Here is a 13906-nt window from a genome sequence, read left to right as displayed (position 1 = left end):
TTTTAGGTCTTGCCTGCTTTATCAGTAACAAACCTGCGTGATTTACTTTTCGACATCATTCTATTAGACTCTCGATTGGATTGCAACTGGTCTATTTTCCTCTTTTGTTAGATAGAAAATCATAAAAGGATGTAAAGGTTAAGGGTCTAAAGAACTAACTCATTTGCCTATTTCTTTTCATTCACTGTATTTTTAATAACGCCAGAGGTATGGGCATAAAGTTACCTATTTAATCATGATTCAGAAAATGATCATCCAGATATGATTCACAATATCTCATGTCATTAAACATTAGTGAATGGCTGTATGACATGCAGTACAAATGTTGACCGATAAAAAGGATGAGGTCTTTTTTATTCATATCATATATTTGCTTATAAGTGGTGACTCCAATGGCGCGAAGAGAACTGATGCTTTGAAATTAATCTTGGAAAAAAAGCAGTTTCTCTGACTTCGTAAAAAAGGATATTTGATTCATGCGGTTCACAGCCGCTCTATATTAAAGTTGTTTTTTTCTGTGTTTAGGATGATCAGATTTTTTATTATTTTCAAAATAATTGAAACGTTAATCGTTAAGTAACGTACAGAGAAAAGGGAGGTGGAGGAATGAAGCAGAATAAAAGGAAGCATCTTAAGACGTTATTTGAGACATTAGGCGAAAAATATCAATTCAACGGGACGATTCTGGCTGCGGAGGATAGCGAAATCTTATATCATCACTCTTTCGGTTATGCAGAATTGACGGAAAAGCGCCTCTTGCAGACCAATTCTTTGTTTGAGTTAGCGTCTTTGTCAAAGCCTTTTACAGCTTTGGGAATCATATTGCTGGAGGAGAAAGGGATTCTTGGATATGAAGACAAAGTGGAGCGGTGGCTTCCGGGTTTTCCGTATCAGGGTATAACGATTCGGCATTTATTGCACCATACGTCAGGACTTCCTGATTATATGGGATGGTTTGTTAGCAATTGGGATCAACACAAGATTGCGCAGAATCAGGATATTGTCGATATGCTGATGAATGAGGGGCTGCCTAATTATTTTGAGCCGAATGAAGGCTGGCTGTACAGCAATACGGGTTATGTGCTGCTGGCGGTTATTATTGAAAAAGCATCTAGCATGAGCTATGCGGATTTTATGAATACAAGGATTTTTTCACCGGTCGGCATGAGTGAAACGAGAGTGTATAACAGGAGGCTTCGGCCTGAGCGGATTGATCATTATGCATATGGTTATGTGTATGATGTACATTCCGAAACGTACGTCCTTCCTGACGATCTGGAGGAAACAAACTATGTCGTTTATCTCGATGGCATACAGGGAGACGGAACGGTGAACTCTGTCACAAGCGATTTGTTTCGATTTGATCAGGCTTTATACCAGGACGATTTAATCAGTAATGCTTCTAAGAAAGCCGCGTATTCTCCTGTGCGGCTGAACAATGGGGGAACAATTGATTACGGCTTTGGCTGGGTGCTGCAAAACAGTCCTGAAAAAGGGCGGATTGTCAGCCACGACGGAGGATGGCCCGGCTATTCGACGGCGATGATCCGATATATCGATCATCGTAAAACGCTGATCTATTTGAGTAATAAGGAAGAGGAAGCTAAATATGAACAAGCGATTCTGAAGGCAGCGGAACATATTCTATTTGGCCAGCCATATGAGATCCCAGAACGTCCTGCTGATAAAAAGAAAAAAGCAATTGAACCGGCGATATACGCCAGCTATGTTGGCAGCTACTCGTTTCAGGATGGGACGGCTGCACGGGTGACAGCCGAGAATGAACGTCTTTATTTGGAGATCACTGGGCAGCTGAGACTGGAATTATTTCCTTCCTCGGAAACCCGTTTCTTTCTGCGATCATTGTCTGTTGAATTAGAATTTATGCTAGGTGATGATGTTGCGAAAAGCTTTATTCTCTATGAGAATGGGACAGAAGAAGAAGCGGTCCGTACAAATTAGAAAGGAATGAATTTGATGATCGGTATATTAGCCGGAATGGGGCCGAGATCGACCTCGCCGTTTATCGATAAGGTGATTGATTACTGTCAGAAGCTGTACGGGGCTTCAAACGATATTGACTATCCGCACATGATGATCTGTTCATGCCCGACGCCCTTCTATGCAGATCGTCCGATTGACCATGGTGAGATGAAAAGAGCCATTATCGACGGAGCGGTAAAGCTCGAGAAAACAGGCGTTGATTTCATTGCTTTGCCTTGTAATACGGCACATGTCTACTATGAAGAGATTCAGCAGGTATTGTCGGTTCCTTTGTTGCATATCATTGAGGAAACGATAAAAGAGATTCCGCACTCTGCAAAAAAAGGGGTCGTTTTAGGAACAGATTCAACCATCCAATCCGCCATCTACCAAAAAGGGCTGAAGGCAAATGGACAAGAAGTTGTTCACAAGGACCATTGGCAGCATTCTGTGAATCAGCTCATCGCTGCAATCAAACAGCCAAATCATACGCAGCATACACAAGCATTGTGGCAGACGCTATATGAAGAAATCAGTCAGCATGCAGACATCATCATTTCAGCCTGCACAGATTTAAATGCGGTGTTAGATCATATTCAAAGTGAGATTCCGATTATAGATTCCTCTGATTGTCTTGCAAAAAGCACTGTCAGCACATATCTTGCCAATCAAAGCTAGTTTCAGACAAGGACTGTCTTCAAACAGTCCTTGTTTTTTTGCTCCTATTGTTTGACAGCTGTACGCAATGGTGTTAAAGTTAACATGTAAATAGTTACATGTTTTTCTAAAGGTGAGGTGGTGCTCATGAAGAAGCCGGTTTTAAAACTATTCGCCTCTTTAGAAATCAAGGTTGGTCCGCCTATTACCATTGGTGAGACAGGCCTGGGAATGAGACGATTCATTCCGATTCGTTCGGGAACAATAACCGGGGATATAAAGGGGCGTATTTTGCCGGACGGTGCCGATTCACAAATCATTCGCGCTGACGGCAGAACAGACTTATCTGCCAGGTATGTGATCGAAACAGCAGATCATGAACTGATTTACATTGAAAACAATGGAATACGGCAAGTCAGCGAGCCGTTTCGAAAACAAGCTGCGGCCGGGGAAATCATTGATCCGGAGCATGTTTATTTCCGTACGGTGCCGACATTTGAAACAGGCAGTGAAGTTTATCAATGGCTGCATGACCGCTTGTTTATCGGTTCCGCAGAAAGAACCCTTGATTACGTTCGACTAGACATTTATCAAGTACAGTAAAGACTAAGGAGAGTGTGAAAGATGGAAAACTTTATCGGAAGCCACATGATTTATACTTATGAAAATGGATGGGAATACGAGATCTATATTAAAAACGACCATACAATTGATTATAGAATTCATAGCGGAATGGTTGCCGGACGCTGGGTTCGGGATCAGGAAGTGAATATTGTCAAACTGACAGAAGGCGTATATAAAGTGTCCTGGACAGAGCCGACAGGTACAGATGTTTCATTAAACTTTATGCCGAATGAAAAACGCATGCACGGCATTATTTTCTTCCCGAAATGGGTGCATGAACATCCTGAAATTACGGTCTGCTACCAAAATGACCACATTGATCTGATGAAAGAATCCCGCGAAAAATATGAAACGTATCCAAAATACGTTGTACCTGAATTTGCGGAGATTACCTTTCTGAAAAATGAGGGAGTCGACAACGAAGAAGTAATTTCGAAAGCTCCTTATGAAGGAATGACAGACGATATACGCGCGGGAAAATTATAATAAACATAAAAACCCGGAAAAGAGAATCACTTCTCTTTCCCGGGTTTTCTTTTTGCTGAGTATGCGGGAACCATCATAATTCCCGCGAAAAACAGTATGATGCCAGTCCAGCGCATAGGCTGGTAATAGGCTGTGTCCCGTAAACATAACACGGCCGACAAAATAATGATACAAGCTGCCACAACAATGACAGCACCAATGTATCCTATTTTCCCCATGTTTATTCTCCTTGTGAAGGGAATAGTTTCTGCCTTTTTTCAGATTCAGGATCGTTTTCGATCGTAATCTCTGAATCTAAAATCAGCGTCTGTCTTGTTTCTTCATGATACGCCGGCCATTTTACATCTTCGGTGCTTGGGTTTCCTGTTTTGGCAAACGTGATCCATGCTGATTGTATGGTATGAGAAAGCCGTTTCACCTCATCCGTAACCTCTGCTTTTGCCATTCGTTCTAACCCGTCCAGATTTCCGAAAACAAAAGGAAGCTCTAATGCGTGAAACGCCTTATTGTATGGCGGCTTATCAGAGTGCCAATCAAATCGGTACATCCATACAGGCGCGTATTGAGACTGAGCGGAGGCATAGGCGACGGCCGGGCGCCAAAATAACAAATCAGTCATCATATGAATTTGGCTTTCTAGTGAACGCGGATACAGATCGGCGGCTTTCTTTGCCAGCGGCTGTTCCAATAAATACTCAAGCGCGGCATTAAACGTTTCTTGAGAATGAACGTCTGAGTCCGGGGTGAAAAATAAATATCCTTCATCGCGGTTTGTTCCGATTAACAGCGGAATGTCGGCAGCAGCACCTCCTGCGATTGCTTTTTCTGGTTCAGCAGGCAGCGTTTTCGGATCAAGGGCGGGCTGGAATAACAGCTGAAAGAGATTTTCATTTTCTGCTTTCCGAAGCTTATCGGCCGCTTTAAGCAAATCTTCCGCAGATACAGTGTGCAGTCTGTCCAATTGGCTCTCGTTAATCCCAAGGACCTGTAAAAAGGCTGCTGCAGTGCTAGCCGCTTTTTCTGTTGTCATTGTTCTAGAAGCGCCGCTTTCCATGATCGCTTTCTGGAACAGGCCTTTTGCCGCAGGCATTGCGAGCAGCGCGGCAATGCTCATGCCGCCAGCGGATTCTCCAAATACCGTTACGTTATCCGGATCACCGCCAAATGCTGAGATATTGTCTCGCACCCATTTCAGTGCGGCGGCTTGGTCCAAAAGACCAAGGTTATCGGAATACGCCTCATCAAACGAAGACAAATGTAAAAATCCAAACGGCCCCAGTCGATAATTCAGTGTAACGACAATGACTTCTCCCTGCGCCGCAAGTCTTGACCCATCGAATAATGGCTCACTGCCCGCTCCAAGATAAAAAGCGCCGCCGTGAATCCACACCATGACAGGCAGGTTTTGACTTGGAGTATCAGGCGCAAATACATTGACATACAAGCAATTCTCAGACTGGCGGGGCAGCTCATTATACGAAAGTGACAGCAAATCAGACGGCTGCGGGCAAATAGGGCCGTACGCTGTTGCGTCCAGTTCGTTCTCCCACGCTTCCGGAGGTTCCGGTGCTTTAAAACGCAATGGCCCGACAGGCGGTCTGGCATAGGGGATGCCTTTCCATTTATGTACGCCATTTTCTGTTGTGCCTTTTACTTTGCCGTATTGAGTTGTTACTGTTTGCTGAGTCATCGCGTTCTCTCCCTTTTTCCCCCATTATAAACAGATTTGCCCTGCGAATGCGAACGTCAGCCCTTAGCCGATAATCATCTTCCCATTGTTTTGAAAAAGGATTTGACTTCCTGAACGGTTAGACCGATTTCTCTTGCTTCTGCCATCAGCGCTTTCCATTCTTCTATATTGGATTCTGTCAGTTTACGGTTGCGATAGGAAGCGGTTTCAGGCTGTTCTTTCTTCAGTATGTTCGTAAAAGTGAACAACTCTTCCTTTTCCATTCCGGCTTGGACGGCTTGCACAAGATGCACGCGCCATTCTTCTTCACCGCCGCTGATTTTTTCATACATCATGGTTTCTGCGTCAAATAATTCTGTTAATTCGACTTCTAGTGTGGCGGAAATTTTCTTTAAAAATTGAACGGACGGATTTGTATGAACGCCTCTTTCAATCTTGCTTAAATAGGATTTAGATACACCTGACTCCACAGCCAGCTGATTAATAGAATAGCCTTTTCTTTTACGGTACAAACGGATAATTCTTCCAATCATGATTTAAAATTCTCCTCTATTCCTGTCGTTATTTTGTTCATTATAAGGAATTATCCGTTCTTTATAAAATTTAAAATAATAAGGGAAGTGCAGTAAATAAGAGGAAAATCATGATTTTGTTCTCTAAAGAGAACTTATTGGCTTATTTTGCAATTTTTAAATAATAAAGTTTTCTTTTATAATCCAATCATTAACAGAAAGGGGCGCGGGAAGCCAGCCGCGGGAAGGCTGAAGGCTATGAATACATGAATGAGAATATGAGTTTTAAAGAATTATATGCGATTGTCAGACACAGATTCGTGCTGATTCTGCTCCTCACTATCGGCGTCACCCTTATTACGGGCTTTGCCCAATTTAAGGTCATTTCACCGACCTATCAAGCGTCGACGCAAGTGCTGGTTCATGAATCAGACGGTGAAGAAAACTCGAATCTCAGTGACATCCAGCGAAATCTTCAGTACAGCAGCACGTTCCAATCGATTATGAAAAGCACTGCCTTAATGGAAGAGGTCAAGGCGGAATTGCATCTTTCTGAATCGGCTTCCTCGCTGAAAGGAAAAGTAATTACCAGCAGTGAAAATGAATCAGAAATGATCACCGTTGCCGTCCAGGATCACGATCCGGCGAAAGCGGCTGACATTGCGAACACATTAGTAAACAAGTTTGAAAAAGAAGTAGATGAAAGAATGAATGTACAAGGCGTGCATATTTTATCAGAGGCGAAGGCTTCTGAAAGCCCAATGATCAAGCCGGCCAGGCTGCGAAATATGGTTATGGCTTTTGGCGCTGCTGTCATGGGCGGCATTACACTGGCATTTTTTCTGCATTTTCTCGATGATACGTGCAAAAGCGCACGACAGCTCAGCGAGAGAACCGGATTGCCATGCTTAGGCTCCGTTCCTGATGTCCAAAAAGGGCGGAATCGCGGGATAAAACATTTCGGGGAGTGAAGCGAGTGTTCTTTAGAAAAAAGAAAGCAAGGCGAGGTTTGGCTCAAATATCCGTTTTACACAATAAATCAATTGTTGCAGAACAATATCGCACCATTCGGACAAACATTGAGTTTTCATCCGTCCAGACCAACTTGCGGTCTATCCTCGTCACCTCCTCTGTGCCTGGTGAAGGTAAATCGTTCAGTGCAGCGAATCTTGCGGCTGTCTTTGCGCAGCAGCAGGAAAAGAAAGTGCTGCTGGTGGATGCTGATTTAAGAAAGCCGACCATCAATCAGACGTTTCAGGTTGAGAATGTAACCGGGCTGACAAATGTGCTGGTCGGGAATGCTTCACTCAGTGAGACGGTGCAAAAGACGCCGATCGATAACTTGTATGTGCTGACAAGCGGACCGACCCCGCCAAATCCGGCTGAACTGCTGTCTTCAAAAGCGATGGGAGATTTAATATCTGACATCTATGAACAATTCAGCCTCGTTATCTTTGATTCCCCTCCGCTATTGGCTGTTGCGGATGCGCAGATTTTAGCAAATCAGACAGATGGCAGCGTGCTCGTAGTGTTAAGCGGAAAAACGAAAACCGATACCGTCTTGAAAGCAAAGGATGCACTGGAACAATCCAATGCGAAGCTGTTAGGCGCTCTTTTAAACAAAAAGAAATTGAAAAAATCGGAACACTATTCCTACTAAATAGATGGTAAAGGTGATGTCTCCTGACCTGTATCAATGGAGGCACTCGGCTCTGCTGTGGGCAGTTGAAGTTGCTGCCTTAGATGCTGGTCGTCGGTGGCGGGGCGTGAGGACGGGTTAAATGCCCACTTATCTGATATATACATAGGATGTATTGTCGGTTTAGCTGCTGCCGATGTTTTGGTGGACGAAAACCGCCGCAGCTAAACCGATAAAAGAATTAGGGGGAAAAAGGTTGAGTTACCGGAGAAGACTGTCAATGATTATTGCGCTGGATACTTATCTCGTTTTAAATTCAGTTTTTGCAGGATATCAATTTTTAAAAGATTCCTATCAATTTTATGACTCCGGAGCATTATTGCTTACCGCTGTCAGCTTGCTCCTCAGCTATCATGTATGTGCTTTCCTGTTCCGTCAGTATAAACAGGTGTGGACATACACCGGTCTCGGCGAGCTGATCGTCCTGCTTAAGGGCATTACGCTTTCAGCCGCTGTGACAGGCGTCATTCAGTATGCTGTGTATCATACGATGTTCTTCCGTCTGTTAACCGCATGCTGGGTGCTTCAGCTTTTGTCTATCGGAGGAACCCGTGTTTTATCCAGAGTGTTAAAAGAAAGCATCAGAAAAAACCGCAGCGCCTCATCCCGCGCGCTGATTATCGGGGCGGGTTCAGGCGGGACTCTGATGGTCAGGCAGCTGCTTTCAAAAGATGACCCTGACATCATACCTGTCGCTTTTATAGATGACGACCAAACGAAGCACAAATTAGAAATTATGGGGCTGCCCGTGATCGGCGGAAAAGAAAGTATCATGCCTGCGGTGCAAAAACTCAAAATTAACTATATTATTATTGCCATTCCTTCACTCCGCACCCATGAGCTTCAGGTGTTATATAAAGAATGTGTGCGAACTGGAGTCAACATTAAAATTATGCCTCATTTTGATGAAATGCTGCTCGGCACACGAACTGCCGGACAAATCAGAGATGTAAAAGCTGAGGATTTGCTCGGCAGAAAGCCGGTAACCCTCGACACAAGCGAAATTTCGAACCGTATCAAAGGAAAAACAGTTCTCGTTACGGGAGCGGGCGGATCAATCGGCTCAGAAATCTGCCGGCAGATCAGCGCGTTTCAGCCTAAGGAAATCATTCTGCTCGGCCATGGGGAAAACAGCATTCATTCAATTTATACAGAGTTGAACGGACGATTCGGCAAACACATTGTGTTCCATACGGAAATTGCGGATGTACAGGATCGCGATAAAATATTTACCTTGATGAAAAAGTACGAGCCGCACGTTGTCTACCATGCAGCTGCCCATAAGCATGTGCCTTTAATGGAACATAATCCTGAGGAGGCTGTCAAAAACAACATCATCGGAACAAAAAATGTCGCAGAAGCTGCCGATATGTCGGGGACAGAAACGTTCGTGCTGATTTCATCAGACAAAGCGGTGAACCCGGCCAATGTAATGGGGGCGACAAAACGATTCGCCGAGATGATTATTATGAATCTTGGAAAAATCAGCAGAACCAAATTTGTCGCTGTCCGCTTCGGTAATGTACTTGGGAGCCGCGGCAGCGTCATTCCGATTTTCAAAAAACAGATTGAAAAAGGCGGCCCGGTGACGGTAACACATCCGGCCATGACCCGCTATTTTATGACGATACCCGAGGCCTCAAGACTTGTCATCCAGGCCGGGGCACTGGCGAAAGGGCGCCAGATATTCGTTCTCGATATGGGAGAGCCCGTTAAGATTGTGGACCTTGCCAAAAATCTCATTCATTTGTCCGGCTACACGACTGAGCAGATTCCAATCGAATTCACAGGCATTCGTCCCGGCGAAAAAATGTATGAGGAATTGCTGAATAAAAATGAAGTGCACGCTGAACAAATCTTTCCGAAAATTCATATCGGCAAAGCAGTGGACGGCGATTGGCCAGTGCTGATGCGCTTTATTGAGGATTTTCATGATCTGCCGGAAGCCGACCTGAGAGCGAGACTGTTTGCGGCAATCAATACATCAGACAAAATGACAGCTGCCAGTGTTCATTAGGGGGAGTGAAGATGACGAAAAAGATCTTGTTTTGTGCGACTGTTGATTATCATTTTAAGGCCTTTCATCTTCCTTACTTTAAATGGTTTAAACGAATGGGCTGGGAGGTTCATGTCGCGGCGAGCGGACAAACCAAACTGCCGTATGTGGATGAGAAATTCTCCATTCCGATTCGCAGGTCACCCTTCCATCCTCAGAATCTGGCCGTTTACAGACAGCTGAAGGAAGTGATCGACACCAATCAATACGACATTGTCCATTGCCATACGCCGGTCGGCGGCGTTCTTGCCAGACTAGCGGCGAGGCAAGCGAGGCGGCACGGAACAAAGGTGCTGTACACCGCGCACGGATTTCACTTCTGCAGCGGAGCGCCAATAAAAAATTGGCTTCTTTACTATCCGGTTGAGAAATGGCTCTCGGCCTATACAGACTGCCTGATTACGATCAATGAAGAGGATTACATACGGGCGAAAGGACTTCAAAGGCCGGGCGGCATGACCGAGAAAATTCACGGCATCGGGGTGAATACAGAGCGGTTTCGGCCTGTCAGCTTGCAAGAGAAGCGAAACCTCAGAGAAAAACACGGATTCCGTGAAGACGATTTTATATTGGTTTATCCGGCTGAGCTTAATCTCAACAAAAATCAGAAGCTGTTAATTGAAGCCGCAGCATTGCTGAAAGAAAACATTCCGTCGCTCCGCCTTGTTTTTGCAGGAGAAGGAGCGATGGAACAAGCGTATCGGATGTTGGCTGAAAAGCTTGGTGCTTCCGGCAATGTTCGCTTTTACGGCTTTTGCCGCGACATTCATGAGCTGATTCAGCTTGCAGATGTATCTGTCGCATCAAGCATTAGAGAGGGCCTCGGAATGAATGTGCTTGAGGGGATGGCAGCGGAAAAACCGGCGATTGCCACGGATAACCGCGGGCATCGGGAAATCATCCGGGACGGAGAAAACGGTTTTCTGATTAAAATCGGTGACAGTGCCGCTTTTGCCTGCCGGATTGAACAGCTTTACCATAAGCCGGAACTCTGCAAAAAGCTGGGGCAGGAAGGGCGAAAAACAGCCTTGCGCTTTTCGGAGTCGCGAACGGTGGAAGAAATGGCAGATATTTATTCAGCATATATGGATATGGATACAAAGGAGAAAAGCGTATGAACTCAGGACCGAAAGTTTCTGTCATAATGGGCATTTATAATTGTGAACGCACTTTGGCGGAAAGCATTGAATCCATACTCAGCCAGTCCTATAAAAATTGGGAGCTGATTATGTGCGATGATGCGTCAACAGACGGCACGCTCCGCATCGCGAAGCAGTATGCCGTTCATTACAGCGACCGCATCAAGCTGATTCAAAACAAAACAAACAAGCGGCTTGCCGCTTCATTAAATCATTGTCTTTCACATGCGACAGGCGAGTATATCGCACGTCAGGATGGAGACGATCTTTCATTCCCGCGCCGTCTGGAAAAGCAGGTCGCGTTTTTAGAAAAGCACCACCACTATCAGGTGGTTGGCACCGGCATGCTTGTATTTGATGAATGTGGCGTTAGAGGCACACGCATCCTGCCTTCTGTTCCGGAGCCGGGCATCATGGCAAAAGGAACCCCGTTTTGCCACGGAACGATTATGATGAGAGCCAGCGCTTACCGCACGCTGAAAGGCTACCGTTCGGTGAGGCGGACGAGACGGATGGAGGATATTGATTTGTGGCTTCGCTTTTTTGAAGAGGGCTTCAGGGGCTACAATCTTCAAGAAGCCTTGTATAAAGTAAGGGAAGACAGCGATGCATTCAAGCGGAGGTCATTTACGTATTCCGTAGACAATGCCATCCTTGTCTATCAGGCATGCAGACGCTTGAAGCTTCCTTTATCTGATTACATATATATTGCAAAACCGTTAATCCGCGCGTTTATGCCCCCAGCCGTGATGAATCGCTACCACAAAAAAAGAGTGATGAACCAAAAGGAAGGGCTTGTCAAGCATGAGTAGCAGCCAAAAACGCGTGCTTCATGTTCTCAGCGGCATGAACAGGGGCGGCGCGGAAACCATGGTGATGAATTTATATCGGAAAATGGACAGAAGCAAAGTACAATTTGATTTTTTAACGTATCGAAATGATCCGTGCGCTTACGATGAAGAGATTTTATCTTTAGGCGGGCGGCTTTTTTATGTCCCGAGCATCGGGCAAAGCAACCCCCTTACATTTGTGAGGAATGTAAGAAACACGATAAAAGAAAACGGGCCGTTCAGCGCCATTCATGCACACACAGATTTTCAAACGGGCTTTATCGCCCTTGCGGCAAGGCTTGCTGGAGTGCCGGTCAGGGTATGCCATTCCCACAATACGTCGTGGAAGACCGGCTTCAATTGGAAGGATCGCCTGCAGCTGATGGTGTTTAGGCGGCTTATTTTGGCAAATGCGACAGCACTGTGTGCCTGCGGAGAGGATGCGGGCAGGTTTTTATTCGGGCAGTCCAACATGGAGCGGGAGCGTGTTCATCTCCTTCCGAACGGGATTGATCTTGATTTGTTCGCTCCAAATGGGCAAAGGGCTGATGAAGAAAAAACAGCACGCGGCATTGCAGCTGACCGTCTCATCATTGGCCATGTGGCCCGGTTTCATGAAGTGAAAAACCACGCGTTTCTGCTGAAGCTTGCCGCACATCTCAAAGAACGAGGGGTTCGCTTTCAGCTCGTTCTCGCAGGAGACGGGCCGCTGCGCGAGAAAATGGAAGAGGAGGCGCGGCGGCAGAATCTGCTTTCAGAAGTCCTATTTTTAGGCACTGAAGAACGCATTCATGAGCTGATGCGCACATTTGATGTGTTTGTCATGCCGTCTCTGTACGAAGGCTTGCCGGTTGTGCTTGTGGAAGCGCAGGCGTCGGGGCTTCCATGCATCATTTCAGACAACATTACAGATAAAGTCGACGCCGGGCTTGGGCTTGTGACGAGATTGAGTCTTTCTGAGCCGATCGGCATCTGGGCTGAAACCATAGCAAGAGCGGCCGCCGCAGGCAGGCCGAAGCAGGAGCTCATCAAAGGTACACTCGCAAAACTTGGCTACGATGCACAGCAAAACGTAGGAGCGCTGCTGAATGTATACAACATTACTAGCGGAAAAGGACAATAAACGATGATTGTATATGCCGTCAATATGGGAATTGTATATATTTGGTCCTGGTTTGCCAAAATGTGCGGCGGCCGTGACGATTCACTTGCCACGGGGTATCGGCCGAATAAGCTTTTGATTTGGATTCCGCTTGCTTCACTTGTGCTCGTGTCGGGTCTTCGTTACAGAGTCGGCACGGATTTTCAAACGTACACACTGCTGTACGAATTGGCGGGCGATTATCAAAATGTGTGGCAGATATTCGGTTTCGGCACAGCAAAAACGGCGACAGACCCGGGCTTTACCGCACTCCTTTGGCTGATGAATTTCATCACGGAAGATCCGCAAATCATGTATATAACGGTTGCGGCAGTGACCTACAGTTTGGTTATGAAGACACTCGCTGATTACGGAAGGCCGTTTGAGCTGAGTGTCTTTTTATTTATAGGCACCTTTCATTATTACGCGTCTTTTAACGGCATCAGGCAATACATGGTGGCAGCCGCCTTGTTTTGGGCGATCCGTTATATTATCAGCGGGAACTGGAAGCGATATTTTCTAATCGTGCTGATCAGCTCGCTCTTTCATTCCTCGGCGCTGATTATGATTCCAGTGTACTTTATTGTCAGGAGAAAAGCCTGGTCACCGGCGATATTTGGCTTATCTGCTTTATTTCTCGGCATGACGTTTTTATATCAAAAATTTGTTTCTGTGTTTGTTGTTGTGCTTGAAAACAGCTCATACAGCCATTATGAAAAATGGCTCATGACAAACACAAATGGAATGAATGTGATTAAAATCGCTGTCTTGGTTTTGCCGCTGTTTCTCGCCTTTTGCTACAGAGCGCGTCTGCGGAAGCTGTGGCCGCAAATTGATATCGTCGTCAATTTGTGCCTGCTCGGTTTTTTGTTCGGGCTGTTGGCCACAAAGGACGTGATCTTTGCCAGATTCAATATTTATTTCGGCCTGTATCAAATGATCTTAGTCCCTTATTTCGTCAGGATATTTGATGAAAAATCGAATGCCCTGATCTATATCGCTATCGTTGTTTGTTATTTTCTTTATAGTTATTTGCTTATGCCGGTTGATTCGTCCGTTCTGCCTTACAGAACGATTTTTTCCCGGTAA

The 13906-nt window shown here is 45.5% G+C and carries 14 protein-coding genes; 11 read left to right on the top strand and 3 right to left on the bottom strand.

Annotated features, from left to right (window positions below):
• The first annotated feature begins 606 nt into the window (after window positions 1–606).
• The 4 genes from Q5C82_RS00325 to padC all read left to right on the top strand — a co-directional run bounded on the left by Q5C82_RS00325 (window position 607) and on the right by padC (window position 3750).
• Window positions 607–1962: a serine hydrolase gene (locus tag Q5C82_RS00325; RefSeq protein ID WP_003219863.1), complete on the top strand. Its 1356-nt coding sequence runs from the start codon at window positions 607–609 to the stop codon at window positions 1960–1962.
• A 15-nt stretch (window positions 1963–1977) separates the two neighbouring features.
• On the top strand, window positions 1978–2661 hold the full coding sequence (locus Q5C82_RS00320; RefSeq protein ID WP_003219865.1) for an aspartate/glutamate racemase family protein: 684 nt from the start codon (window positions 1978–1980) through the stop codon (window positions 2659–2661).
• Window positions 2662–2787: 126 nt separating this feature from the next.
• Complete coding sequence (locus tag Q5C82_RS00315; RefSeq protein WP_003219867.1) at window positions 2788–3243, top strand: DUF3237 domain-containing protein; 456 nt, start codon at window positions 2788–2790, stop codon at window positions 3241–3243.
• 21 nt (window positions 3244–3264) lie between these two features.
• Window positions 3265–3750 carry a phenolic acid decarboxylase gene (gene padC / locus Q5C82_RS00310; RefSeq protein ID WP_003219868.1) on the top strand — a complete coding sequence of 162 codons (486 nt, stop codon included), beginning with the start codon at window positions 3265–3267 and terminating at the stop codon, window positions 3748–3750.
• Window positions 3751–3776: 26 nt separating this feature from the next.
• Here padC and Q5C82_RS00305 read toward each other — a convergent pair whose 3' ends face one another.
• The 3 genes from Q5C82_RS00305 to slrR form a co-directional block, all read right to left on the bottom strand.
• Window positions 3777–3968, bottom strand: coding sequence for a hypothetical protein (locus tag Q5C82_RS00305; protein ID WP_003219871.1), 192 nt, complete (start codon window positions 3966–3968; stop codon window positions 3777–3779).
• 2 nt (window positions 3969–3970) lie between these two features.
• Window positions 3971–5440 carry a carboxylesterase/lipase family protein gene (locus Q5C82_RS00300; protein WP_003219872.1) on the bottom strand — a complete coding sequence of 490 codons (1470 nt, stop codon included), beginning with the start codon at window positions 5438–5440 and terminating at the stop codon, window positions 3971–3973.
• 74 nt (window positions 5441–5514) lie between these two features.
• Window positions 5515–5973 carry an HTH-type transcriptional regulator SlrR gene (slrR, locus tag Q5C82_RS00295; RefSeq protein WP_003219874.1) on the bottom strand — a complete coding sequence of 153 codons (459 nt, stop codon included), beginning with the start codon at window positions 5971–5973 and terminating at the stop codon, window positions 5515–5517.
• A 245-nt stretch (window positions 5974–6218) separates the two neighbouring features.
• Here slrR and Q5C82_RS00290 point away from each other — a divergent pair, with 245 nt between their 5' ends.
• The 7 genes from Q5C82_RS00290 to epsG all read left to right on the top strand — a co-directional run bounded on the left by Q5C82_RS00290 (window position 6219) and on the right by epsG (window position 13906).
• Complete coding sequence (locus Q5C82_RS00290) at window positions 6219–6923, top strand: YveK family protein (protein WP_003219876.1); 705 nt, start codon at window positions 6219–6221, stop codon at window positions 6921–6923.
• 5 nt (window positions 6924–6928) lie between these two features.
• Window positions 6929–7612, top strand: coding sequence for a protein tyrosine kinase EpsB (epsB, locus tag Q5C82_RS00285; protein WP_003219879.1), 684 nt, complete (start codon window positions 6929–6931; stop codon window positions 7610–7612).
• A gap of 235 nt (window positions 7613–7847) precedes the next feature.
• On the top strand, window positions 7848–9668 hold the full coding sequence (locus Q5C82_RS00280) for a nucleoside-diphosphate sugar epimerase/dehydratase (RefSeq protein ID WP_171016998.1): 1821 nt from the start codon (window positions 7848–7850) through the stop codon (window positions 9666–9668).
• Window positions 9669–9679: 11 nt separating this feature from the next.
• Window positions 9680–10825, top strand: coding sequence for a glycosyltransferase family 4 protein (locus Q5C82_RS00275; RefSeq protein WP_003219882.1), 1146 nt, complete (start codon window positions 9680–9682; stop codon window positions 10823–10825).
• On the top strand, window positions 10822–11658 hold the full coding sequence (epsE, locus tag Q5C82_RS00270; RefSeq protein WP_003219884.1) for a glycosyltransferase EpsE: 837 nt from the start codon (window positions 10822–10824) through the stop codon (window positions 11656–11658). Before Q5C82_RS00275 ends, epsE begins: the two co-directional genes overlap by 4 nt.
• Window positions 11651–12799 (top strand): glycosyltransferase family 1 protein, encoded by a 1149-nt coding sequence (locus Q5C82_RS00265; protein WP_003219886.1) that lies wholly within the window; start codon window positions 11651–11653, stop codon window positions 12797–12799. Before epsE ends, Q5C82_RS00265 begins: the two co-directional genes overlap by 8 nt.
• A 3-nt stretch (window positions 12800–12802) precedes the next feature.
• Window positions 12803–13906, top strand: a complete 1104-nt coding sequence (gene epsG / locus Q5C82_RS00260) for a biofilm exopolysaccharide biosynthesis protein EpsG (RefSeq protein ID WP_003219888.1) — start codon at window positions 12803–12805, stop codon at window positions 13904–13906.

This window comes from uncultured Bacillus sp. (assembly GCF_958411575.1).
Classification (GTDB): Bacteria; Bacillota; Bacilli; order Bacillales; family Bacillaceae; genus Bacillus; species Bacillus spizizenii.
This window is presented reverse-complemented; position numbering and strand designations above follow the sequence as displayed.